This window comes from Pyramidobacter piscolens W5455, assembly GCF_000177335.1.
Lineage (GTDB): Bacteria > Synergistota > Synergistia > Synergistales > Dethiosulfovibrionaceae > Pyramidobacter > Pyramidobacter piscolens.
This window is the reverse complement of sequence record NZ_ADFP01000109.1, coordinates 1-509: the sequence shown is the minus strand read 5'-3', so window position 1 is coordinate 509 and position 509 is coordinate 1. Positions and strand designations below refer to the sequence as shown.

Genomic DNA, 509 nt, shown 5'->3' with positions numbered 1-509 from the left:
TACAGAGAGAAGCGAGACCGGAAGGAGAAGCAGATCCCAAAAAGCCATCCCCAGTTCGGATTGCAGTCTGCAACTCGACTGCATGAAGTTGGAATCGCTAGTAATCGCGGATCAGCCAAGCCGCGGTGAATACGTTCCCGGGCCTTGTACACACCGCCCGTCACACCATCCGAGTCGGGTGCTCTCAAAGCCGGAGGCCTAACCGCGAGGAAGGATCCGCCTAAAGAGTGTCCGGTGAGGAGGGTGAAGTCGTAACAAGGTAGCCGTACGGGAACGTGCGGCTGGATCACCTCCTTTCTAAGGAGTATTTCACGAAATCAAGCTGCACGTTTGAAAAACGGAAATACAAAGACAACCCCGCCTTGCCCCAAGCCACTCCCCTTCCCTCCCCCCTCTTCAGTCAGGGAACCTTTTTATGCGCGCCGAAAACCAATAACCCCAGCCATCGGTCCATCCCCGCGAGGGGAGAACCCCGGCGGGAAATTGCCCCGACGCGACAGGAAACAAAG

The 509-nt window shown here is 56.6% G+C and carries 1 rRNA gene; it reads left to right on the top strand.

The window, feature by feature from the left end:
- A 16S ribosomal RNA gene (locus tag HMPREF7215_RS09560) occupies positions 1 to 297 on the top strand; the annotation flags it as partial.
- Positions 298 to 509: the final 212 nt, after the last annotated feature.